The 22,839-nt window shown below is 36.2% G+C and carries 20 protein-coding genes; 13 read left to right on the top strand and 7 right to left on the bottom strand.

Annotated features, from left to right (window positions below; genetic code table 11):
- The first annotated feature begins 138 nt into the window (after positions 1-138).
- The 4 genes from SJY09_RS12605 to SJY09_RS12590 are packed head-to-tail and all read left to right on the top strand — an operon-like array spanning position 139 to position 5,051.
- Positions 139-1,572 (top strand): ATP-binding protein, encoded by a 1,434-nt coding sequence (locus tag SJY09_RS12605; RefSeq protein WP_396638634.1) that lies wholly within the window; start codon positions 139-141, stop codon positions 1,570-1,572.
- 5 nt (positions 1,573-1,577) lie between these two features.
- Positions 1,578-2,360 (top strand): enoyl-CoA hydratase/isomerase family protein, encoded by a 783-nt coding sequence (locus SJY09_RS12600; protein WP_396636071.1) that lies wholly within the window; start codon positions 1,578-1,580, stop codon positions 2,358-2,360.
- Between the two features lie 17 nt (positions 2,361-2,377).
- Entirely contained in the window at positions 2,378-3,931 is a 1,554-nt protein-coding gene (locus SJY09_RS12595) for a hypothetical protein (protein WP_396636070.1), read from the top strand.
- Positions 3,932-3,977: 46 nt separating this feature from the next.
- Positions 3,978-5,051: a PA0069 family radical SAM protein gene (locus tag SJY09_RS12590; RefSeq protein ID WP_396636069.1), complete on the top strand. Its 1,074-nt coding sequence runs from the start codon at positions 3,978-3,980 to the stop codon at positions 5,049-5,051.
- Positions 5,052-5,080: 29 nt separating this feature from the next.
- Here the strand turns inward: SJY09_RS12590 and SJY09_RS12585 are convergent, their stop codons facing one another.
- Entirely contained in the window at positions 5,081-5,758 is a 678-nt protein-coding gene (locus tag SJY09_RS12585; protein WP_396636068.1) for an HD domain-containing protein, read from the bottom strand.
- Positions 5,755-6,492, bottom strand: a complete 738-nt coding sequence (locus SJY09_RS12580; RefSeq protein WP_396636067.1) for a lysophospholipid acyltransferase family protein — start codon at positions 6,490-6,492, stop codon at positions 5,755-5,757. Before SJY09_RS12580 ends, SJY09_RS12585 begins: the two co-directional genes overlap by 4 nt.
- 286 nt (positions 6,493-6,778) lie before the next feature.
- On the opposite strand from SJY09_RS12580, the gene SJY09_RS12575 reads away from it, so the two are divergent.
- A complete protein-coding gene (locus SJY09_RS12575) occupies positions 6,779-9,181 on the top strand; it encodes a T9SS type A sorting domain-containing protein (RefSeq protein ID WP_396636066.1) in 2,403 nt (800 codons plus the stop codon).
- 113 nt (positions 9,182-9,294) lie between these two features.
- Here SJY09_RS12575 and SJY09_RS12570 read toward each other — a convergent pair whose 3' ends face one another.
- Positions 9,295-9,705 (bottom strand): BrxA/BrxB family bacilliredoxin, encoded by a 411-nt coding sequence (locus tag SJY09_RS12570; protein WP_396636065.1) that lies wholly within the window; start codon positions 9,703-9,705, stop codon positions 9,295-9,297.
- Between the two features lie 133 nt (positions 9,706-9,838).
- Between SJY09_RS12570 and SJY09_RS12565 the strand changes: the two genes are divergently transcribed.
- From SJY09_RS12565 to SJY09_RS12550, 4 genes are all read left to right on the top strand, one after another.
- Complete coding sequence (locus SJY09_RS12565) at positions 9,839-10,579, top strand: TerB family tellurite resistance protein (RefSeq protein WP_396636064.1); 741 nt, start codon at positions 9,839-9,841, stop codon at positions 10,577-10,579.
- 68 nt (positions 10,580-10,647) lie between these two features.
- Entirely contained in the window at positions 10,648-11,232 is a 585-nt protein-coding gene (locus SJY09_RS12560; protein ID WP_396638633.1) for a HupE/UreJ family protein, read from the top strand.
- Positions 11,233-11,320: 88 nt separating this feature from the next.
- Positions 11,321-11,752 (top strand): deoxycytidylate deaminase, encoded by a 432-nt coding sequence (locus SJY09_RS12555; RefSeq protein WP_396636063.1) that lies wholly within the window; start codon positions 11,321-11,323, stop codon positions 11,750-11,752.
- Positions 11,753-11,771: 19 nt separating this feature from the next.
- The gene (locus tag SJY09_RS12550; RefSeq protein ID WP_396636062.1) at positions 11,772-13,394 is read left to right on the top strand and encodes a S41 family peptidase; all 1,623 of its coding nucleotides are present in this window, start codon (positions 11,772-11,774) and stop codon (positions 13,392-13,394) included.
- On the opposite strand, the gene SJY09_RS12545 is transcribed toward SJY09_RS12550, so the two are convergent.
- Both SJY09_RS12545 and SJY09_RS12540 read right to left on the bottom strand, forming a co-directional pair.
- A complete protein-coding gene (locus SJY09_RS12545; protein WP_396636061.1) occupies positions 13,391-13,594 on the bottom strand; it encodes a hypothetical protein in 204 nt (67 codons plus the stop codon). The two genes, SJY09_RS12550 and SJY09_RS12545, sit on opposite strands and share 4 nt — an antisense overlap.
- 33 nt (positions 13,595-13,627) lie before the next feature.
- Positions 13,628-14,212: a MarC family protein gene (locus tag SJY09_RS12540; protein WP_396636060.1), complete on the bottom strand. Its 585-nt coding sequence runs from the start codon at positions 14,210-14,212 to the stop codon at positions 13,628-13,630.
- A gap of 114 nt (positions 14,213-14,326) precedes the next feature.
- On the opposite strand from SJY09_RS12540, the gene SJY09_RS12535 reads away from it, so the two are divergent.
- Complete coding sequence (locus tag SJY09_RS12535) at positions 14,327-14,896, top strand: DUF3109 family protein (RefSeq protein WP_396636059.1); 570 nt, start codon at positions 14,327-14,329, stop codon at positions 14,894-14,896.
- Here SJY09_RS12535 and SJY09_RS12530 read toward each other — a convergent pair.
- Positions 14,889-16,874, bottom strand: coding sequence for a tetratricopeptide repeat protein (locus tag SJY09_RS12530; protein ID WP_396636058.1), 1,986 nt, complete (start codon positions 16,872-16,874; stop codon positions 14,889-14,891). The two genes, SJY09_RS12535 and SJY09_RS12530, sit on opposite strands and share 8 nt — an antisense overlap.
- 8 nt (positions 16,875-16,882) lie before the next feature.
- On the bottom strand, positions 16,883-17,617 hold the full coding sequence (locus tag SJY09_RS12525; RefSeq protein WP_396636057.1) for a LytR/AlgR family response regulator transcription factor: 735 nt from the start codon (positions 17,615-17,617) through the stop codon (positions 16,883-16,885).
- A 522-nt stretch (positions 17,618-18,139) separates the two neighbouring features.
- Here SJY09_RS12525 and SJY09_RS12520 point away from each other — a divergent pair.
- The 3 genes from SJY09_RS12520 (at position 18,140) to SJY09_RS12510 (ending at position 22,753) form a co-directional block, all read left to right on the top strand.
- On the top strand, positions 18,140-18,661 hold the full coding sequence (locus SJY09_RS12520; RefSeq protein WP_396636056.1) for a hypothetical protein: 522 nt from the start codon (positions 18,140-18,142) through the stop codon (positions 18,659-18,661).
- A 480-nt stretch (positions 18,662-19,141) separates the two neighbouring features.
- Positions 19,142-20,128: a ribonucleotide-diphosphate reductase subunit beta gene (locus SJY09_RS12515; RefSeq protein WP_396636055.1), complete on the top strand. Its 987-nt coding sequence runs from the start codon at positions 19,142-19,144 to the stop codon at positions 20,126-20,128.
- 141 nt (positions 20,129-20,269) lie between these two features.
- Entirely contained in the window at positions 20,270-22,753 is a 2,484-nt protein-coding gene (locus SJY09_RS12510) for a ribonucleoside-diphosphate reductase subunit alpha (RefSeq protein WP_396636054.1), read from the top strand.
- Positions 22,754-22,839 lie beyond the last annotated feature (86 nt).

Raw genomic sequence — 22,839 nt, 5'->3', positions numbered from 1 at the left:
AATGGTTTTTCTTTTTTGAGTTTGTTTTTGATGCTTGTATTTGAGTTTGAATAATTTGGTTCGATATTTGCTAACTTTGAATGAAACACCATACCCTTGCTAAAGAAGTTATCCCTAAGGTCACGTATTTTCTTTGCCATGATTTTTCTGGTGTTGTTGGCCTCTGTTTTAATCTTAGCTACTACCATTTATCAGTTTCAAGAGATAAATAGAGATTACCATCAAGACAGGATGGAAAGGAAAGAGGAACAGATACGCCAAAGTATAGATTTGGCCATTCAAAAAACCACCTATCCCGTTACCACAGAAAATCTAGGGCTCATCTTTAAAGATGAGATTTACGAAATTGCGGTAGTACAGAATATGAATTTTAATCTGTATTCCTTAGAAGGTCAGCTTATTAAAAGTTCCAGGCCAAAGTTTGAAAACGATTCTTTATCTATTTGTTTAGACCCAGTAATCCTAAACCACTTAGAGGCTAGCGCGGATAAAAGGTATGTAGAGGAACGGTCTGCGGCCGGGGATAAATACCAAGCTTCTTATACGTACATTGCCGACCACCAGTTTAAACCTATAGGAATTATAAACCTCCCTTATTTTGAGGACAACTCTTTCAACGATAAAGAGCTTAGGGAATTCCTAATACGTTTGGGAGGAGTATATCTTGTAATGTTATTGATTGCAATTGCCTTTGCGTTCTTTATTTCAAAATATATTACAAGGTCATTAGAAACCATTTCTGATATGATGGGAAGAACTAATCTTACCAAAAGAAATGAAAAAATCCATATTGAAAAACCTGGCGAGGAAATAGAAAAACTGATTTCCTCTTATAATGCGATGATTGATGAACTAAGCCAAAGTGCGGCTAAATTGGCAAAAAGTGAACGAGAACAGGCTTGGAGAGAAATGGCAAAGCAGGTAGCACATGAGATAAAAAACCCCTTGACTCCAATGCGTCTAAGTGTGCAAAGTTTTGAGCGAAAATTTAATGCGGAAGACCCTGAGATAGATAAAAAAGTAAAGGAATATTCTACTACCCTTATTCAGCAAATAGACACCATGAGCAGTATTGCATCGGCATTTTCCAATTTTGCAGAAATGCCGGCACAGCAAAACGAAACATTGAACGTGGTTAAAATCGTAAAACTTGCGTTAGATATCTTCAATGAAGATTATATTCATTTTATAGCCGAAGAGGAGGAAATTATTGCTAAACTAGACCGTACGCAGTTAATAAGAGTGGTGACTAATTTAGTAAAGAATGCTATCCAGGCGGTGCCAGAAGTAAAATCTCCACGAATATTGGTCTCCGTGGCCTCGGAAAAGGATATGGTGAAGATTTCTGTGGCTGACAACGGTATAGGAATTGAACCAGAGTTTACCGATAAGATATTTGAACCAAAATTTACCACCAAGACCAGTGGAATGGGGCTAGGTCTTGGGATGGTTAAAAATATCGTAGAAACCTATAAAGGGAAAATCAATTTCACATCGCAACCCGGTAAAGGAACCGTTTTTTGTGTAAAATTTCCGCAGGAAAAGCACCACCCTTTTATCATTAAAAAATAATTTAAATGTCTTACAACACTATTTTAATTACTAAAAAGGCTGCTATAGCTACTGTAACGATAAATCGTCCAAAAAAACTAAACGCTTTGAACAAGGAAACTATAAAAGAGTTGCATAATGCGTTTAAGGACTTGGAGGGTGATAAAGAAGTTAAAGCCATCATTGTTACTGGTAGTGGAGAAAAAGCCTTTGTGGCGGGAGCGGATATATCCGAGTTTGCCAACTTTTCTGTAAAAGAAGGAAAAAAGCTGGCCGCAAAAGGACAAGAAATTTTGTTTGATTTTATAGAGAACCTATCCACCCCCGTTATCGCTGCGGTAAATGGTTTTGCGCTTGGAGGTGGTTTGGAATTGGCGATGTCTTGTCATTTTAGAGTCGCTAGTGATAATGCCAAAATGGGACTTCCCGAAGTTTCTTTAGGGGTTATACCCGGTTATGGAGGCACGCAAAGATTACCACAATTGGTAGGTAAAGGTCGGGCTATGGAATTAATCATGACCGCAGGAATGATCTCTGCAGAACAAGCCAAATCTTATGGCCTGGTAAATCACGTGACCACGCTAGAAGAGTTACTTCCCCTATGTAGTAAAATAGCCAATAAAATATCCAACAATTCTAGTGTTGCCATTTCCTATGCAATAAAAGCCATAAATGCTGGTTTTAAGAATACTGTAAACGGTTACGAACAGGAGATTAAGGCGTTTGGTGCGTGTTTTGGAACGAACGATTTTACCGAAGGTACAACGGCATTTCTAGATAAGCGCAAAGCAGATTTCCCAGGTTCGTAACGCAAAGCGTAACGAACATGTTCAAAAAACATATTGCCATAATGCTACTTATAGCAACAATCTTTGGGGCCAATGCTCAGGAGAACGATGTGGTGTATACCATCGGTGAAAAATATAACGACAAACACAAATATTCTAATTTATTGGCTATTGCAGACGATGGTAATGGCGGTACTGTGGTGGTACGGTCATACTTTTCTGGAATAATCTTAAAGCCAAAGGGATATCTTATAGAGCATTACAATGAGAATCTTGAGCTTTTGTCCGAGTATAATTATAAGCTAAAGAAATCTAATTTTGTTGAAGCCTATGTTAAAAACGGTCAGGTATACCTGCTGTTTTTAGAATACAATTACGGTTCGCTTGCGTACGAGTATATCGTTCATAGAAGTCCTTTTGCCAACTTTGCCTTTACAAAAGAAGTCTTGCTTTCTATTCCTTCGGAAATTGTACAGCAACCTTTGGATAGAAACTATTACAATCGAAATTTTTCCAAAGGATTCACTACTTCCGTATTGTTCAATGATGACAAAACTGCTTTTGCAATAACTTCACATTTTAAAAGACGTAAGGAGAATAAACACTTCATTTATGTTTTTGATTCTAGTTTGCGCAAATTAATGGAGCATGATTTTTCTTTAGAGGTAGAAGAGAAGAACTATGCTTTCGAAAATATTGCGTTCTCGGAAGATTTAAGTAATGTCTATTTAGTAGGTAAGGCTTATTTTAAAAAGAAACGTTTTAATGCTACAGAACGTAAGTTTCAATATGAATTGGTCAGGATATCAAACAGTGATAGGGATACACAATCCTTTTACACCTCAGGAAAATTCCCGGAGGCTTTAAAACCTATATTTAAAAATGAACAATTACTATGTGTAGGATTCTATGCAGACCGAAAGGATAATCGTTATAATGGAATTTCTTATTTTAAGTTGAACCCTAGTTCTTTGAAAATAGAATCACAGAAGTTCAATGCCTTCTCACAACAATTTATGTTGGATAAGTTTGGCCGAGAAGAGGACAAAAACATCAAGAACCTTGTTTTTAAAAGTATGGATGTTACAGCCAGCGGGGCCATTCTATTTAATGCTGAAGAATATTTTACCAGTAATAGTGTACAAGCCAATTCAAGCGGAGGTCGTGTCATGGTAACAAGATACCACCATAATGATATTGTCAGTGCCAAATTGAACGCCACAGGAGATATGCTTTGGGCGCGGAACATCAACAAGACAGAAGTTACCCAGGGAGATGGGGCATACGCCTCTTACAGCGCTTATACCAAGGATAACGACACCTATTTTTTTATAAGTACTTCCTCGGAAAATCCACAACAACTTAGTGCGGAACGTATTATGTTTAAGCAGGGCTTAAGTAGAAATAGAAATATCTTTTTAATCAAATTAGATGAACAAGGACATATGACTTACGATAAGGTAATTGATGATGCTGATGCCCGACTTCCTTTAATGGTCTCAAAACCACTAATTGATAATAGTGCCGATGAACTTCTCTTTTATGCTAAAAGAGGCAGCAAAAAGCAATTGATAGAAGTTGATGTTAAATAAATTTATAATTTGGATTAATTCCATATTTTTGGAACAAATCCAATAAATGTCATCTAATAAACCAATCAAAGGAAGAGGAGCTCAACTGAATACTCCAAATAAGTTTTTAGAGCACATTTATGAAACCAGAGCTGATTTTCTGGAGTATTGTCACCTAGAAGGTGAAGAGGCGCACAGTAACCGAACTCAGTATATCCCTATCTTTCCGAAGAGTATAGTTAATAAAGTCAGTAGTCCGGATGTAGGCATGCAATATTCTATGAATACATATCAAGGATGCGAACACGGTTGTATTTATTGTTATGCAAGAAACACCCATGAGTTTTGGGGCTATAGTCCCGGTCTAGATTTTGAAAGAAAAATTCTCATTAAAAAAGATGCTCCAAGACTGCTAGAAACAAAACTAAAAAGTAAAAATTGGAAAGCTTGTACTGTTGTACTCTCAGGGAATACCGATTGCTACCAGCCCGCAGAAAAGAAATATGAGATTACCCGCCAGTGCTTGGAGGTATTCTTAAAGTACAGACATCCTGTTGGTATAATTACTAAAAATGCATTGATTTTAAGGGATTTGGACATTCTAAAGGAGCTGAATAAAAATGGCTTAATCGGAGTAAATATCTCGGTTACATCGATGTCGGAGGCTACGAGAAGAATTTTAGAACCCAGAACTACTACCATTAAGAAAAGATTAGAAGCCATAAGCGTACTTTCAGAACATAACATTCCCGTTAATGCTATGCTTGCGCCTATAATTCCTGGAATTAATAGTCATGAGGTGCTACAATTGGCAAAAGCTGTCTCCGATAAGGGCGCAAGGTCATTCGCTTTTACGGTGGTGCGTCTAAATGGGGCTATTGGAGGTATTTTTATGGATTGGATTAAAAAGACAATGCCAGATAAGGCCGAAAAGGTACTCCATCAAATACAGGAATGTCATGGGGGTAATCTCAACGATAGTAGATTCGGTATAAGAAGTCGTGGAGAAGGTAAAATAGCAACTCAAATTCACGATATGGTCGATGTTGCTAGGCGCAGATATTTTAAAGAAAAATCTTTTCCTAGATTAAATACGGAATTACATGAACAGTATAAGAATGGACAAATGAAATTGTTTTAGCTAGGTTTTATATAGGATGCTCAAAACTATTATGCCTTGGGAAGTAGTACATTCCATTCCTTATAGAATTGCGCTAAAAAACCAAGCATATAATCGTGACGTTCTTTAGCTAGTTTTCTACCTGTTGGCGTGTTCATTTTATCTTTTATCAGCAATAACTTTTCATAGAAGTGATTAATGGTCGGTGCAGTAGATTTTTTATACTCCTCTTTGCTCATTTCTAGGTTTGGCGAAATATTGGGATTATAGATTTCCCTATTCTTAAAACCGCCATAATTAAAGGTGCGCGCAATCCCTATAGCGCCAATAGCGTCTAGACGGTCTGCATCCTGAACAACTTGTAGTTCTTTAGAAGTAAAGCGCGTTCGTTCTTTTTCTCCTGAATCTAAACTTACTTTAAAAGAGATATTTTCAATAATTTGAACGACGTGCGCTATAACATCTTTGGACACTTCTATTGATTTTAAAAATTCCATAGCTATTTTAGGGCCAATAGTTTCATCTCCGTTATAAAATTTAGCGTCCGCTATATCGTGTAATAAAGCACTTAGACTTACAATTAGTACATTAACTTTTTCATCTTTTGCAATGAGTAGGGAATTATTGAAAACCCGTTGTATATGAAACCAATCATGACCTCCTTCTGCACCTTGCAACGTTTCTTTTACAAAAGTAATGGTTTCTTCAACTAGCTCTGAATCGCTCATTTAAATGAATTTATACCTGAGTTTACTGCGGCTTCAATTTGTGTTATAAGTTGTTCAACATTACCTATATTCTCTATAGGTTCATGTATTTTAAAAGAGACCTTTGCTCCTAGACCCATGGGAAATTTTCCATAACGTACTAATTTCCAAGAATTATTAATACTAATGGGTATGATTAGTGCTGAGGGCGCTTTTTTTAATAACATTTTCAGGCCCATAGGCTTAAAAGGTTTGGGATGGCCATCCCTACTTCTGGTACCTTCAGGAAAAATAACGGCACTTCTGTTGTTATTCTCAATGTAACTGCCCAATTTGCCAATTTCCATTAGGGCTCCTTTTCCATCATTTCTGTCAATCAATACGGAACCGCCATGAACTAGATTAAACGAAACGCTTGGAATGCCTTTCCCCAATTCTTTTTTGCTAACAAATTTTGGATGGTATTTGCGCATGTGCCAAATAATAGGGGGAATGTCATACATGCTTTGATGATTGGTTACTATAACGAGAGGTCTTCCCGTTGGAATGGTGTACGAATTTGAAAAGGTATAACTGGTGCCAAGAATGTTAGTACTTCTCATTAAGCACCAGTTTAGGATGCTCACTGTTTTTTTTAGACCATTATAACCAAATAAACGAAATCCTAGCCATTGTATGGGATGGAAGACAAGCAAGCAAGTTCCAAAGGCAATGAAGAAAATAGGTGTAATTAAGTAGGACAGTACTTTCTGCATTTAAAAACTATTTTTTAGGCAATATGGCGAAATCTTAAAAGCCGAACAAATTAATGAATTTATGTAATAGACTAAAAATTTCGTTAAAATAGTGTATTTCATCGATTTTATGCAAAGCTTTTAATCTAAAGTGCGTTAAGAATACGTAGACCTATTAAATAGAAATCTATTTTCCCATTTCGCTATTAACCTATAAAGCATGCCCCACATCGCTATGAGTATAATATTATATTACCCTACCCGGAATTTAATACGTCGTTTTTTTATTCTTTTTTTATGTTGTTCTTTGCATAACCAGGCACAATCGCAGGCGATATTAGAGCAACAAGCGGTATTCGAAGATTTAATACAAGCGCCGGAAGTAGCGTTGAGACATAAAGATGGCTATACTTTTCAGTACTATCAGAATGATATTATTCAAAGAAGAAAAACGCTCTTGGATAATTACATGGGAGAGGATAATCATCTGTTATGGGGTACCGAATATACTTTTGCGGAGGCAAACCCACCTGAAAACCCATTATCAAACGGAGGAGAAAGTAATGCAAGAAGGGACGAACCTTATTTTTCAGGAGCTCATCCAGAATACCGAAGATATACCGATTATACGAATGCATTACATGTAGCGGCACAGTATGCTTTTCTCTTTACCCAGGATCCTTATAAGGGAGAATCTGTTACAATTAATGGCGTAACAAAACTTGCTGAAGAATGGGCAGTGGATATTGCTATGAAAGTACTGATAGATTTACATGAAACCGTTACAGATGACGATTTGGATATTTGGAACGGCACCTATCGTTCTAATACTACTTGGGGCACTGCCACGAGATATGTTAAGGGCGTTCATTTTAAACCGATTAACCCATATTTTGTATCTATTTCTAAGGCTTCGGCTATGTGGGATAGTTTTGCGCTAATTAGCCAAGTTGTTTCAGAAAATGAAGATTTTTTAAGTAAACAGGTTATAATTTATGACTGGTTAACGGAATTAGGAGATTTCGTTGATGCTGCCTTGGATATGGAGTTTGAATACTATGTTGAAGATTGGCGAGATTTTGATAATTACGAGCAAAGTTTTAAGAACGGCTCTATCTCTGGATTATCTGCATATTCTCAAAATAGATACTATTATGATGCTAATGGTAATGGTGTTGGAGGTAAAATCCATGCAGCAGCCGATGTAGGTAATAATCGTAATATGGGACATTTAGAGTATTTGGTTAAGACCGCAACTTATGGTCAGAATAATACCTTAAAGCAAAAAACAAAGGATCATTTAAGAAGAGTTTATGAAGTAGCTACTTCTGCTGAAGGAGGAAATGTTGATATTCAGCGTAATAATGGACCTAATTTTACAGAGCTAAACTATACCTGGATAGCGCTTTCAGAAATTGCAATGATTGCACAACATCATGCAAACTATACGCTCAATAGCGGTAATAAAGATGGTTGGGACGAATTTTACTCCTTAACTCATACTGAAGGAGTTGAGGATAGATTTCCAAGTTTGGACGATAGCTATGCAACCGGAAATCAAGGAAAGAGTCTTAAACTTATGTTGGATTACCAAGCAGGATTTTTGGATAACAGAACAAGATATGCTTTCGATGGCGAATTGTTGACCATGGATAATGGTACAGGTACTGTTCTTTGGAGAAGTTTTCAGATGTTCGATGGAAATCAAAAAACGATAAATAATTATTTAGACAGGTTTAATAATGATGTGGTCTATGATACTTCTTTATGGGGGAACAACGAAGGATTAATGTCTTGGCATAAATGGGAAACTATTTTTGGAGGGCCATTTAGCCTTGTGGATTTTCCTAACCTTTATAAGAATGCTGCAGACTTAAGGGGAGATTCTACGGATTCCGATTCTGATTCTGATTCTGATTCAGAGATACCTGTAATCGAGAATTTTTACCCAACTGATAATGCAGCAACCCCTTCGCCGAACGAAGTAAATAATATTGGCACTTGGACAGGTGCAGAGGGTGGTCTTACTGTTGTCGATGATGCATCAAACGGAGAAGTTGCAATACACCTTGATCAAGTTGGTGTTGGAGAGCAATTTAAAAGCTCCTCAATAATTATCAATGGACTAAAGTCTGGAGACGTTTGTACTTATAGCTGGGATATAAAGAGCAATAACAGTAACGTATTTTTCGTAACTATGGAGGGAGGTTTACAGGGTCAAGACAAAATTTATGATACAAATAGCACCAATACGTACGAGAATTTTACTGGAACTTTTACGGTAACTCAGGATAACCCTCAACTCCAAATTGTTTCTGAGCAAGATGGATTTGGGAATGGAGGAACCATTGATAATATTATTATTGAAGTTAGCGATACAGCTCAAGAACAAGGGGAAGAAGATCAATCTGATGACTCACAGGGGGAAGTAGGTTCTATCGAAGCTTTTTTTTACAAGACCGTGGTTTATCCCAATCCATTGCAGGGCGAAGTATTATCGGTAAGAACTACAGAATACCTTAATACCGAAATTGGGGTGGGTTTATACGATATGGGGGGTAAAGAAATTCTTTTAGAACAAAAGAACACGGATGAAGAAGGGGAAATAAACCTTGATTTGGGATTCTTAATGGCAGGAATGTATTTTCTTAATATTTGGGATATTAAAAAAGGAAAAATAGTTGCCTCCAAAAAAATAATTAAACTATGACCTGAGTGGGTTATAATCTAAATACAAAAATAAAAAACCACTCCTATTATGGAATGGTTTTTTATTTTTTAAATCAAACTATCTAGTATAAGCGTGTGATTTAATTATTAATTCTAGCAGAACTCATCGTAAGCTTGTACTAAGTTCTCAGCTATCATTTCTGCCGGTCTTCCTTCGATATGATGACGTTCTATCATATGTACCAATTCTCCATCTTTAAACAAGGCCATTGATGGCGATGACGGAGGAAAAGGAACCATTAGGTTTCTTGCGGCGTTCACAGCATCAGTGTCAACACCTGCAAATACGGTTACTGCATGATCGGGAGCCTTATCGTTTTGTAAACTCATCTTAGCAGCTGGTCTGGCATTGGCAGCAGCACAACCACAAACAGAATTAACAACAACTAGCGTTGTTCCTTCTTTTTTTATGGCACTCTTAACAGCTTCAGCCGTATATAATTCTTCGAACCCGGCTGATGCTAGGTCGTCTCTCATAGGTTTTACTAATTCTGCGGGATACATAGACTATTTTTTAAATTAAAATCGATGAACAAAGATAACTAATTTGTCGTATTTCCTAAGTAGACCTTAACTTTTACTTGGCTCCTTATTTCTAGGTTAATATTTTATCTTTGGGAAATATCAAAAACGAAACATGATAAAGTGGATTGCAGCTTTTATTGGTTTTTTTATTAGAGGATTATCAGGAGCTGTTTTAGGATTTTTTGCAGGGAGTGCCTTAGACAGCCTATTCGGTACAAATAGTGGTAGGGCAAAAACAGTTTTCGATGATTTTACGAGGCAAAGCGTATCGCCGGCAGATTTTGAACTGAATTTACTTTCGCTTTGCTCTATCGTAATAAAAGCTGACGGTCAGGTAAGTCAAAGGGAAATGGATTATGTACGACAATATTTTGTAGGTACATACGGAAAGGAGAAAGCTAATGCCATTTTCAGGAGTTTTAATGATATCAACAAGAAACGGGAGATATCGGCACAGCGTATCTGCTCATTTTTAAATCAAAGAACGCGTTATGAAGTACGTTTACAACTCCTTCACTTTTTGTTCGGGATTGCCCAGGCAGACGGAAGTGTAAGTACTCCTGAGATTAGTAAAATCAGGGAAATTGCTAGATATTTACGAGTTTCCCTAAATGATTTTGAGAGTATCATGGCGATGTTCATAAAATCAGCCAATAACTCGTATAAGATATTGGAGGTTGATAAATCTGCATCTAACGAAGAGGTGAAAAAGGCATACCGAAAGATGGCCAAAAAGTATCATCCAGATAGGGTTAATACCCAAGATGAGGCTATTAAGAAAGGTGCTGAAGAGAAATTTAAGCAAGTTCAGATGGCTTATGAAACTATTCAAAAGGAGCGTGGCATAGGATAGTTATTGATATTTTCAACAGAGCATAGTAGTAGCGATAATTCTTCTTAATTAAAACGAATATTTAAGTGATGCAAGATTTTTGGTTCTATATAAAATTAGGTTTAGACCATGTGCTCGATATAAGCGCGTACGATCATATTTTATTTCTATCGGCCTTGGCCATACCCTTTACTTTTAAGCATTGGAAAAAAGTACTTCTACTAGCTACTGTTTTTACAATCGCACACTGCTTCTCTCTAATACTCTCTGTTTATGAGATTGTGGTCATGGATGTGTCTTTGATAGAGTTTCTAATTCCGGTCACCATTTTCTTAACTGCAATTTTTAATATCATCTATTTAAAAACATTACTAAACCATAGGAATATTTCGCTGCATATATTGGCGACCACTTTTTTTGGGCTTATCCATGGTTTTGGTTTCTCTAACTATTTTAAAATGTTGATATCTGGCGAGGAGCAAAAGTTTTTGCCACTTCTTGGGTTTGCTACAGGTATAGAAATTTCGCAAGTTATTATTGTTCTTTTAATGCTAGTATTGGCTTTTGTCCTACAGTCCGTTTTAAAAGTAAAATATCGATTATTTGTATGGATAGGGAGTCTTATTGTGCTCCTAATTACGCTTCCGCTTCTCTACCAAACCTTACCTTTTTAGGGTGTTTTGTTAAAATTAACCATAAGAGGTTGTGGGGGAATAGTAAAGCCGGTATCTTAGTTTTTCAAGGGTAGTATCATAATAACTGATGAAGAAATCCAAACAAAAAAAATACGATAAGGCCTATTTAAGAATGGCAAAGGAATGGGGGAAACTATCCTATTGTGAACGCAAGCAGGTAGGGGCTATAATCGTTAAGGATCGTATGATTATTTCTGATGGTTATAATGGTACACCAACAGGTTTTGAAAACTACTGTGAGGATGAAGAGGGCTACACGAAATGGTATGTATTACATGCAGAGGCCAATGCTATTTTAAAAGTAGCAGCATCTACACAATCTTGTCAAGGTGCAACACTATATATTACATTGTCTCCTTGTAGGGAATGTAGTAAACTTATTCATCAATCTGGCATAAAACGTGTGGTGTACCAAGTTGGTTATAAGGATGATTCCGGTTTACGTTTTTTAGAAAAGGCAGGGGTGGCTTTGATCCATATGCCAGAGATAACGGAATAGTAGATAAAGAAGTTAAAGAATGAAGAAATATAGTTACTTAATACCGACATTAATAGCCGCTGCACTTGCTCTAGGCATATTTGTAGGAGGAAAACTGCATTTTAACGATACTCCAGAAAGACTTTTTACTACCAATTCTAAAAAAGACAAGCTAAACAGACTAATAGACTATATAGACTATGAGTATGTAGATGATGTAAACACCGACAGTATAGTTGATGTAACGGTAAACAGTATTTTGGAAAAACTTGACCCACATTCCGTGTATATTCCAGAAAAAGATATGACCCGTGTTTCTGAGAATATGAAAGGTGATTTCGTTGGAATAGGAGTTAATTTTTACCCTTACCGAGATACTATTGCCGTAATTAGAGCTATAAAAAATGGGCCTAGTTTCGTAAAGGGCATTAAGCCTGGCGACCGTATCCTTATGGCGGATAATGATACATTGTTCGGTAAAGGAATGCCTAGTGATATTATCGTAGATAAATTAAAGGGAAAAGAGGGCTCTCCCGTTAAATTAACTGTTTATCGGCAATCAGAGGACAAGACATTTTCTGTTACTGTCAATAGGGGCGTGGTTCCTATTAAAAGTGTTAAGGCTCAGTATATGTTGAAGGACGATATGGGTTATATTAAGGTTAACAGGTTTGCGGAATCTACCTTTAAAGAATTTAAATTGGCCTTGAAAAAACTTCAGAAAAAAGGAGCCAAAAAACTAGTATTGGATTTAAGGGATAATCCAGGAGGATATCTGGGTATTGCCGAGCAGATGGCCGATGAATTTTTGAAAGAAGGTAAACTGATACTTTTTACTAAAAATAAAAAAGGGAAAATAGATAAGACATACGCTACGGATAGTGGTAGTTTTGAAGATAAACCTATTTACGTCTTAATAAATGAACGCTCTGCTTCAGCAAGTGAAATTATAGCTGGAGCGTTACAGGATAATGACATTGGTACCATTGTTGGGCGTCGTTCTTTCGGGAAGGGATTGGTGCAACGGGAGATGGCACTTGGAGATGGTTCCGCAGTGCGGCTAACCGTATCTAGATACTACACTCCTACAGGCAGAAGTATTCAAAAAACATATGCAAAAGGCAACAAGGATTATTACAAGCGATTTACAGAAAGATATCATAGTGGAGAAATGATATCAGTTGATAGTATAAAAGTTGCCGATTCCCTAAAATTCACCACTCCAAAAGGAAAAATAGTGTATGGTGGTGGAGGTATAGTCCCAGATGTTTTTGTTCCTATTGGTACTAACGAAGAAGAGGCTGTGGAGAGTATGGATAGCTTAGGATTTCTTTCTTTCTTTGTTTTTGAGCACTTAGATGAAGACAGAAATAGATACAATCAATATACCGAAAAAGAATTTGTGAATGAGTTTAGGGTCGACGATATTCTTTTTGAAAAATTCGTGGACTACTCCGTAAATAGAAATCTTAAAATGAATTTCTATGATTTTGAAGTTAGTATAAAACTATATCTAAAAGCAGCCTTAGCGGACCAACTGTTCAATGAAGATATTCATGCCAAAATAAAGAGCAGTGAAGATGCCATGCTTCAGAAAGTTTTAGAGCTGGATAATCCGCCTGTTAAACAGGGAGAAGCAGCAGCTATTGAGGCAAATAACTAATCTTTATCAACTTCTTTCTGTACCTTTTTACTCATAACATAAAGTAATAATAGAACAATAGCACATAAAGATGCCATTATCCCAATGATAGCTACAATACTGTTACCTTCCAAAGGATTTGAAAAATTGACCAAAGTAACATTATAAGCTATTAAAGCTAATGCTAGAACAATCAGGATTACAATAAGTGTTTTGTTCATAATCAATATTTATAGGTAAAAATACATTCTTTTTTAATGATTTAGAAGCTCATTAATATTGGTCGCGAATAATTTCACCGCAATTGCCATTAATATAACACCAAAGACTTTCCGAATAACGTTGACACCGTTTTTGCCTAATATTTTTTCTAACCTAACAGAAGATTTAAGAACGATATAAACGAAAATAATGTTTACTATGATAGCAACGATTATATTTTCAACGTGATATTCCGCTCTTAGGGAGAGCAGTGAGGTTAATGTTCCGGCTCCCGCGATGAGCGGGAATGCTATGGGAACTATTGAGGCACTTTCCGGTTCATCATCCTTGTACAACTGTATTCCTAAAATCATTTCAATAGCTAGAAAAAAGATAATGAATGCACCTGCAACGGCAAAGGAATTTACATCAATGCCTATGAGCTTAAGTATTTCCTCTCCCAAAAATAAAAAGGCTACCATAATACATGCGGCAACTATAGAGGCCTTTTCAGATTGAATATGCCCAACCTTATTGCGAAGTCCTATAATTATTGGGATGCTTCCTAATATGTCTATGACGGCAAAAAGAACCATGCTAGCCGTAGCAATCTCTCTTAAGTTAAAATTAAAATCCATTTTCAATATTTTTGCAAATTTACGTCTATAAATATGGTTTTGGATGTTTAGTTAGTCAATTCTTATATTATTCGTAGGTAAGAAATAATGTATCTTGCCTTTATAAAATAGCGCATGTTTCAATTAGGGAAAACTATAGTATCAGAAGAGATTATTGAAAACGATTTTGTGTGTAATCTCAATGCTTGCAAAGGGGCTTGCTGTATAGACGGAGATGCGGGTGCGCCACTTGAAGATAAGGAGACTGAAATTTTGGTAGATATCTATTCCAAAGTAAAACCTTTTTTAAGTGAGGAAGGGATTGCCGTTATAGAGGAAAAGGGAGCTTTTGTAAAGGGAGATGATGGAGAATGGGAAACACCTTTAATTAATGGAAGTGCATGTGCCTACGTTATTTTCAACGAAAAAAAAATAGCGAAGTGCGGTATTGAAGAGGCCTATAATCAAGGTAAGGTCAATTGGAAAAAACCAGTTTCATGCCATTTGTACCCTGTTAGAATTAAGGAATACACGGAACTTACTGCGGTAAACTACCATAAGTGGCAAATTTGCGACCCGGCCTGTTCTTTAGGGGAAGAACTGAAAGTGCCTATCTATAAATTCGTTAAAGAGGCCTTGGTCCGTAAGTTTGGAGCCGATTGGTACAATGAATTGGAAGAAGTTGCGCAAGAGCATCTTAAATAGTAGGGATATGTAGAACTATCTTAGTTCCAGAAGGATTATTTGAATCATCGTAAACATCTATTATTTCTACATGGAAAGAATTTTGATAGTCTTTCGAAAAATTCGCCAACCTTTCTTTTGTAATATCAATTCCAACAGATTTTCGTTTTAATACTTTTCCTTGCTTTATTTTTTCTGCAGCATCCCTACCCACACCATCGTCTACAATAGAGATTTTTATAAAACCATCTTGAGCTTTTTGAACCTCCAGAGAGATATTCTTCTCACCTTCTTTTGAAGATAGGCCATGCCATAGTGCATTTTCTAGAAAGGGTTGTAATATAAGTGAGGGTATCCTTATGGTATGCACATCTAGGGCTTTGTCTACTTTGATCTTAAAATTTATTTCGTTGGAGAATCTTATATTTTCAATATTCATATAGAGCTCTACCGTTTCTAACTCTTCAGCTAAAGGTATTTCCCTTTGGGAAGAAGCTTCTAATATTTTACGCACCAATTTGGAGAATTTGTTCAAATAATGAACAGCGTTCTTTTTCTCATTATTGATGATGTATAATTTTATGGAGTTCAAGGAATTAAAAAGGAAATGAGGATTCATTTGGCTACGTAACATTGTCTGTTCCAAGGTAAGCAGCTTTTTTTCGTTGTTCAGTTGGTATTGTCTGTATAGAATGTAAAGAATACCGGCCAATAGCGCTAGAGCAATACCGCTAATAAGCAGCATGGTGCGGTTCTTCCTTAGTTTTAACCGAACAGTTTCATTTTCTTTAGCTAAAATTTCTAATTGGTTACTTCGTTTTTCAGATTCATATCTCACGATCATATCGTTCACATATCTTAAATTAAGATTGCTTGTAATCTGATCTTCATATTTTTTCGCTTCCTTATAAAAGGCCATACCCTTTTTAAAATCATCCTTTTTAATCCAAAGTTCAGATAGAAATTTATTGGCTTCTGCAATTTCAGCTGGCAGGTTGTATTCCCTTGCTATCCTTAGTCCTTTGGTAAGATTATTTTCAGCTAAGTTGTAATTACTTAATTGAATATAGGTCCAGCCAAGATTAATATAAATAGAGGAAATGATTTTTTGGTCGCCTAGTGGTTTTGCAGCGACTAGGGCTTTATTTAACAATTTTAATGCCTCTTGCATCTTGCCAAGGTGCACATATACGTGCGCAATACTATAGTTACAAATGATTTTCCCTTTTTCTGAGTCTATATCAATGTTATAGGCCAAGGATTTTTGAAAACTATCCAAAGCTTCCTCAAGTTTACCTTGAGCTTCATAACACTCGCCGACATTTTGATAGTTTATAGCAAGACCTAATTTGTTCTCAAGTTCTTTTTCCAGTCGCATGGATTGGTTAAACTTTTCAATGGCTAAATCATATTGTTCTAAAATCTGATATATATTTCCAATACTGTTCAATGAAACGTTAATACTCCTTTTGAGGCCAACGGATGGGTTTTTTACGGTTTCAGCTAGCTCTAGGGCTTCTTGACTGTAGTCTAGGGCAGATTTTATGGCATCAGTTCTTCTAAAGACAACACTGATCATGTTAAGGCTGTAAACCCTAAATTCTATATTTTCAGCTTTTCGGGAAACGTCGAGTGCTTCTTGAAAAGAGATGAGCGCTTTGGAGAACTCGGAGATACTTCGGTAGGTGCGTCCAATTTGATTCAGCGCGTAAGCCTGCCCATCAAAATAATTATTTTCTCTTGCTTTAGTAGTAAAATAGCGCATCAAGATAGTATCCTTTCTAAACGGACGTAGTGCTTTATCTATCTCAGAGTAGGTTTTTGGAGCAGCTTTGACCAAGCTGTCTATCCTAATTTTAAAGGTTTCAGGAATTTCTTGCCCGTGGCATAAATTCGCAGAAAGATTAAAAAAAATAATGGTTAATAGAAAGCGAAGATGTAATCCAAGCGGTTTGCTAACAACAGGGCAGCAGTGATTTATTGACTTATGAATCCCCATTAATACTATTATAATAAATCGAGAAAATCCGATTTCTTTTGTCTGGAAACAGGAATTTTATGATTGGATTTCAGCACAACATACCCGTCAGTTTTTAAAAATTCCTTTATCTTATTTAGGTTTATCACATAAGAATTGTGAATTCTAAAAAAACTATCTTGGGGTAATAAGGCATTAACTTCTTTTAGTTTTTTTGTCAAAACAATCTTTTGCCCATCAGCAAGGAAAATGGTACTGTAATTACCGTCAGATTCTGCGTACAGTATTTCGTCACTTTCTAAAAATAGAAGTTTACCATCTGTATTTAGGGTAATTTTTTTGTTTACGAGATTGGAGTTGAAATTTAGTAGAATTTGTTCTAGCTTTTCAGCGGTAAAATTTTTAGAGTTAAACTTCTTTATTTTGATAATCGTTTCTTTTAAATCATCCGTGTCTATGGGTTTAAGTAGGTAATCAATAGCTTCATTTTTTAGTGCTTTAATAGCGTATTGATTGTACGCAGTGGTAATGACTACGGGAAAATTTTTATTGGTAAGTTTCTGTATAAATTGAAATCCGTCCATGGTAGGCATCTCAATATCTAGAAAAAGACAATCAGGGGTGTTTTTTTCTAAATAAGCTAGAGCTTCAAATGGGTTAGTGAAAGATGCGCATACATTTATTTCTTCACTGAAGTTAGTCAGTTCCCAGGTAAGGCTTTTTAAAGCTTTTATTTCATCGTCAACAATAACGGCTTCTAACATATATAAGATAAATCAAAGAATGAAGTTAGTTAAAAATAAGATTTCACTTTATAGAATGAGACATTTTTGTGTCAATGGAACTTATTGGAGTATAACTGGTATTAAATGTTAAGTGCTTAGTGTAGTGATGGAAAATCATTAAATTAACAAGAAAAAGATTACATTAATTGTTAGTAATTTTGACCCTGAAATATAAGTTTGCCCAATTACACAAGAAAATAAGCAAAATATACATAATGACTATTAAGAGGCGCGTCTTGGTCTAATTTAGCTTTCAATAACTCGACATTTTATTATCTTAAAATATAGATAATACAAACGACCATTAAGAACCTAGTCATGAAAAAATGTATGTTAATGTTTGTTTTTCTTTTACTTACATTATGTATCGCTGTTTTAATTGGCAAATCGGAAAACGCAAATATTGAAGATTCTGCTGCTCATAAAGCAGTAGTAACGAATAAGACTTTTGTTAACCAAAAAGCTGATTAAATCAAGTTTAGAGAAATGCCAAATACGTTAATGAAAATTTGCAAACTACTCTTTTTAGGATTCTTACCTATGCTTTTAATATCCAATAGGTCCTTGGGGGTTGACATACATTCCAAAGACATCCATAATTTCTCGTATCACAACTATAATTTTGTCAAGGTTTTAGACGCGTCTTCTGAGGTTGAAATCAAAGTAGACACCTATGATACAACGTATGGTAAAAATGTTTTAAAACTAGAACTGCTTATACAAGAAGAGGTGCAGCCTTACACGATATCACTTTTCATTACTGGTGATTCTAAATTTGCTGATAGGTGTAATGAAAATTATATTGTTGCTCCAATAGATGGATTTTTAAATGACTTTAATGGCATTTTTGGTGTTGTTAATATGGATGTTATTAGTGAGAAACCATTTTTTTCAGAAGCAGGTAATATTGAATTAGTTTCAATGAACGATAACACAATCAAAGCAAATTTAAATATGCAGTTTATAAACGAGAAAGGAAAGAACATGGTCGTATATGGTGAGTTTGAAACTAGAAAGAATTAAGGCCAATAAGAGGTACGGCTCAGAAAATATGTTTTCGAATATATTTTTGCCCAGTGTTTTGAGCGCCAAAAAAGTGACGGATGCAGCTAGACTGTTAAGTCGCAAGTCTAATAATAGGTTTCGGGGGAACTACCTTAGTTAGAACTTGGTGGGCATTTTCATTAGATGAAGCACAGGAAGAGCCGTACAATTGGGCCTAATTTACTTTGAGTATTTAATAAACCAAGAGGTATAACATTTATACTTTTTGGTTTATTTTTTTGTGTTCAACATTCGGATTTATTTTATATAAAATTAGAGTAGTCCTTAAGGGCAATAAACATCACTTGTGAGCTTAGATTTCAACATCTTGTGTTAAAAACTTTGTGCTTCAAATGATAAAACAGACTTCGTAAATCGTTCGTATTTCCACATCTTTGTTAGTCCCTATTAGAAGGTACTTTTCATCTTCTTTACAACTAATTTTAAAAAGTAAAAACTATGTCCGCAGCCTTAGAGCCTATTCTGGAACCAAATGACGACCGTTTTGTAATTTTTCCTATCAAACATCATGATTTATGGGAATGGTATAAAAAGTGTGAAGCCTGTTTTTGGACCGCTGAGGAAATAGACCTTACCGAAGATCTTAATGATTGGGAAAACAAAATGAGTGAGGATGAGCGCTATTTTGTAAAACATATCCTTGCATTTTTTGCGGCTTCCGATGGAATTGTAAATGAAAACCTAGCGGAGAATTTTGTTAGTGAAGTGCAATATGCCGAGGCCAAATTTTTCTATGGTTTTCAAATCATGATGGAGAATATTCACTCAGAAACATATTCGCTATTAATAGATACATACGTAAAGGATGAGAAGGAGAAGAATGTTTTATTTAAAGCATTAGAGAACTTTCCTGCTATAAAGAAAAAAGCGGATTGGGCATTGAACTGGATTGAGTCTCCAAGCTTTGCAGAACGTCTTATAGCTTTTGCTGCGGTTGAAGGGATTTTCTTTTCAGGAGCATTCTGCTCTATTTTTTGGTTAAAGAAAAGAGGCCTTATGCCAGGACTTACTTTCTCTAACGAATTGATTTCTAGAGATGAAGGTATGCATTGTGATTATGCTGTCCATCTTCACAATAAACATTTAATCAACAAAGTTCCTAAGGATAGAATTAAACAGATATTAACTAATGCTCTGGATATAGAGCGTGAATTCATAACGGAGTCATTACCTGTGAGTCTTATAGGAATGAACTCTAAACTAATGACACAATATTTGGAGTTCGTTACTGATAGATTATTGGTAGAATTAGAGTGTGATAAGGTTTATAATGCAACAAATCCTTTCGATTTCATGGATATGATATCCCTACAAGGGAAAACAAATTTCTTTGAAAAGCGTGTTTCGGAATATCAAAAGGCTGGGGTCCTCAACAACGAAAAAGATGAGGATGCTCAAAAAATTAGTTTTGACGCCGATTTTTAGAAATCGAACACTTTTGAAAACTTGAGCTTTTCAAAAGATATTTAAGACCATAAATAGAATTTTCCATGTATTTGCCAAGGTTAGGTCCTTGGCTAAATACAATAACGAATAACAAGAACCCACAAAAACCACGGTAACAATATGTATGTAGTAAAAAGAGACGGAAGAAAAGAGCTGATAATGTTTGATAAAATTACAGCTCGAGTTAGAAAATTATGTTATGGGCTCAATGGTCTTGTAGACCCTTTGAAGGTGGCAATGAGGGTTATAGAGGGCCTTTATGACGGGGTTACTACTTCCGAGCTGGATAACCTAGCCGCGGAAATAGCTGCTACAATGACAACTACTCATCCTGATTATGCAAAATTAGCAGCACGGATATCTGTCTCAAATCTACACAAGAATACCAAGAAATCCTTCTCTGAAACTATGAAGGATTTATATGAATATATCAACCCAAGAACTGGTAAAAAAGCCCCCTTGTTATCTGATGAAGTGTATAAGGTGATTTCCGAAAATTCTGAAAGGCTAGATTCCACAATAATCTATAACCGAGATTTCGGGTATGATTATTTTGGTTTTAAAACATTAGAGCGCTCGTATTTGTTAAAGGTAAACGGACAAATTGCTGAGCGCCCGCAGCATATGCTAATGCGTGTTTCTGTAGGGATTCATTTAGATGATTTGGATGCTGCTATAGAGACATACGAGTTAATGTCCAAGAAGTATTTTACCCATGCAACTCCGACGTTATTTAATTCTGGAACTCCTAAACCACAAATGTCCTCATGCTTTTTGCTGGCAATGAAGGAGGATAGTATAGACGGTATCTACGACACACTTAAGCAAACTGCAAAGATTTCTCAGTCTGCTGGAGGTATAGGGCTTTCTATTCATAATGTAAGAGCTAGAGGCTCTTATATCGGCGGGACTAATGGTACTTCTAACGGAATAGTACCTATGTTGAAAGTATTCAACGACACGGCAAGATATGTAGATCAAGGAGGTGGAAAGCGTAAAGGGAGTTTTGCAATTTATATGGAGCCATGGCATGCAGATATCTATGATTTTCTTGATTTAAAGAAAAATCATGGTAAAGAAGAAATGCGTGCACGGGATTTATTCTACGCCATGTGGATTTCTGATTTGTTCATGAAAAGAGTAGAGGGCAATGAAGATTGGACCTTAATGTGCCCAAACGAATGTCCAGGGTTATTCACAAAACACAGTGAAGAATTTGAGGAATTATACTTGAAGTATGAGGCAGAAGGAAAAGGAAGAAAGACCGTTAAGGCCAGAGATCTTTGGGAAAAGATATTAGAGTCTCAAATAGAAACGGGCACACCGTATATGTTATACAAGGATGCCGCTAACCGCAAGAGTAATCAGAAGAACTTAGGAACTATCCGTTCATCAAATTTATGTACGGAGATTATGGAGTATACGTCTCCAGACGAAATCGCAGTATGTAATCTAGCTTCTATAGCACTTCCAATGTTCGTTAAGAACGGCGTATTTGACCACAAGGAACTCTTTAAAGTTACCAAACGGGTTACTAAGAACTTGAATAAGGTAATCGATAGAAATTACTATCCTGTAATAGAGGCAGAGAATTCTAACATGCGTCACAGACCTATTGGACTTGGTGTGCAAGGTCTTGCAGATGCATTTATTATGCTACGTTTACCTTTTACAAGTGATGAGGCTAAGAAACTGAATCAGGAGATATTTGAGACCTTGTATTTTGCAGCGGTCACGGCTTCTATGGAATTGGCGAAAGAAGAAGGACCGTATTCTACCTACACAGGCTCTCCTATTGAGCAAGGAGATTTTCAACACAACCTATGGGGTATTAAGGACGATGAACTATCAGGACGTTGGGATTGGGCCAAATTGCGAAAGCAGGTACAAAAGAATGGTGTTAGGAACTCATTATTAGTAGCTCCAATGCCAACAGCATCTACTTCTCAAATTCTTGGTAACAACGAGTGCTTTGAGCCTTATACTTCTAATATTTACACAAGGAGAGTACTTTCTGGAGAGTTCATCGTGGTTAATAAACATTTATTGGAAGATTTGGTCGGTCTTGGTCTTTGGAACGAGAACATGAAACAAGAGTTGATGAGAGCAAATGGTTCTATTCAGCATATTGAGACTATTCCACAAGAAATCAGAGAACTATACAAGACAGTATGGGAATTGAGCATGAAAGATATAATTGACATGTCTAGACATAGAGGTTATTTTATCGACCAGAGTCAATCCCTGAACTTGTTTATGGAAAATGCAAACTACTCGAAACTTACTTCAATGCACTTTTACGCATGGAAAAGTGGTCTAAAGACAGGAATGTATTATTTAAGAACAAAAGCGGCGGTCGATGCTATTAAATTTACTTTGGACAATACCAAAAAGAAAGAGGTCCCTGTTAGCGTTGCAGCTGATGCTGAGGTAATGGCTACCACAGGAGTAGAAGCAACGGCAGAGTTAAAGGTTAATACTGACGGAAACCAAGGCCAAGTGGAAACGGATATTAAGCCTATGACGCCAGCGGAGATGAAGGAGATGATAGCGCGTGCAAAAGAGGGTCAAGCAGACGATGATTGCCTTATGTGTGGCTCTTAGGGCATATTTTGAATCTATTCCATTAGAGTTACAATGGAGAAATAAGTAAAACAAAAAAGACACCGTAATAAACGGTGTCTTTTTTG

Source organism: Maribacter sp. R77961, assembly GCF_044594925.1.
Lineage (GTDB): Bacteria > Bacteroidota > Bacteroidia > Flavobacteriales > Flavobacteriaceae > Maribacter.
Note: the sequence above shows the minus strand (reverse complement) of the source record. Positions and strands in the feature narration are given on the sequence as shown.

What these genes read in the sequence shown, in the direction of transcription:
- SJY09_RS12605 (WP_396638634.1), top strand. Translation starts at nt 139, where the DNA reads ATGATTTTTCTGGTGTTGTTGGCCTCTGTTTTAATCTTAGCTACTACC.
- SJY09_RS12600 (WP_396636071.1), top strand. Translation starts at nt 1,578, where the DNA reads ATGTCTTACAACACTATTTTAATTACTAAAAAGGCTGCTATAGCTACT.
- SJY09_RS12595 (WP_396636070.1), top strand. Translation starts at nt 2,378, where the DNA reads ATGTTCAAAAAACATATTGCCATAATGCTACTTATAGCAACAATCTTT.
- SJY09_RS12590 (WP_396636069.1), top strand. Translation starts at nt 3,978, where the DNA reads ATGTCATCTAATAAACCAATCAAAGGAAGAGGAGCTCAACTGAATACT.
- SJY09_RS12585 (WP_396636068.1), bottom strand. Translation starts at nt 5,758, where the DNA reads ATGAGCGATTCAGAGCTAGTTGAAGAAACCATTACTTTTGTAAAAGAA.
- SJY09_RS12580 (WP_396636067.1), bottom strand. Translation starts at nt 6,492, where the DNA reads ATGCAGAAAGTACTGTCCTACTTAATTACACCTATTTTCTTCATTGCC.
- SJY09_RS12570 (WP_396636065.1), bottom strand. Translation starts at nt 9,705, where the DNA reads ATGTATCCCGCAGAATTAGTAAAACCTATGAGAGACGACCTAGCATCA.
- SJY09_RS12565 (WP_396636064.1), top strand. Translation starts at nt 9,839, where the DNA reads ATGATAAAGTGGATTGCAGCTTTTATTGGTTTTTTTATTAGAGGATTA.
- SJY09_RS12560 (WP_396638633.1), top strand. Translation starts at nt 10,648, where the DNA reads ATGCAAGATTTTTGGTTCTATATAAAATTAGGTTTAGACCATGTGCTC.
- SJY09_RS12555 (WP_396636063.1), top strand. Translation starts at nt 11,321, where the DNA reads ATGAAGAAATCCAAACAAAAAAAATACGATAAGGCCTATTTAAGAATG.
- SJY09_RS12550 (WP_396636062.1), top strand. Translation starts at nt 11,772, where the DNA reads ATGAAGAAATATAGTTACTTAATACCGACATTAATAGCCGCTGCACTT.
- SJY09_RS12545 (WP_396636061.1), bottom strand. Translation starts at nt 13,594, where the DNA reads ATGAACAAAACACTTATTGTAATCCTGATTGTTCTAGCATTAGCTTTA.
- SJY09_RS12540 (WP_396636060.1), bottom strand. Translation starts at nt 14,212, where the DNA reads ATGGATTTTAATTTTAACTTAAGAGAGATTGCTACGGCTAGCATGGTT.
- SJY09_RS12535 (WP_396636059.1), top strand. Translation starts at nt 14,327, where the DNA reads ATGTTTCAATTAGGGAAAACTATAGTATCAGAAGAGATTATTGAAAAC.
- SJY09_RS12530 (WP_396636058.1), bottom strand. Translation starts at nt 16,874, where the DNA reads ATGGGGATTCATAAGTCAATAAATCACTGCTGCCCTGTTGTTAGCAAA.
- SJY09_RS12525 (WP_396636057.1), bottom strand. Translation starts at nt 17,617, where the DNA reads ATGTTAGAAGCCGTTATTGTTGACGATGAAATAAAAGCTTTAAAAAGC.
- SJY09_RS12520 (WP_396636056.1), top strand. Translation starts at nt 18,140, where the DNA reads ATGAAAATTTGCAAACTACTCTTTTTAGGATTCTTACCTATGCTTTTA.
- SJY09_RS12515 (WP_396636055.1), top strand. Translation starts at nt 19,142, where the DNA reads ATGTCCGCAGCCTTAGAGCCTATTCTGGAACCAAATGACGACCGTTTT.
- SJY09_RS12510 (WP_396636054.1), top strand. Translation starts at nt 20,270, where the DNA reads ATGTATGTAGTAAAAAGAGACGGAAGAAAAGAGCTGATAATGTTTGAT.